The following is a 242-nucleotide window of genomic DNA, read 5'->3' as shown; positions in this document are numbered from 1 at the left end:
GTTCGAGCTCGGGGACGATGCCAAGATCGGCGCAGAGAAACGAGCTGCCGAGTTCGGCAATCAGTTCTTCGCGGGCGCGTTCGCTCCTGTCTTTTGCGTAGCGGCTGAGATCACGATCAAGCCGTCGCGGTGCCCCGGTCCAGTGCGTCATCTCGTGACTGAGGACGGCGACATAGGCGGCATCGTCCCGGAAGGCATCCAAGCATGGCATCTGGATGTAATCACGAATGGCAGCATAATAG

At 59.5% G+C, this 242-nt stretch carries 1 protein-coding gene; it reads right to left on the bottom strand.

The features are described from left to right. On the bottom strand, positions 1–242 hold a 242-nt coding region (locus tag MOV76_RS39655), incomplete at both ends, for a zincin-like metallopeptidase domain-containing protein (RefSeq protein WP_247266650.1).

It is taken from the genome of Rhizobium sp. PRIMUS64, assembly GCF_023006465.1.
GTDB classification, from domain to species: Bacteria; Pseudomonadota; Alphaproteobacteria; order Rhizobiales; family Rhizobiaceae; genus Rhizobium; species Rhizobium leguminosarum.
Note: the sequence above shows the minus strand (reverse complement) of the source record. Positions and strands in the feature narration are given on the sequence as shown.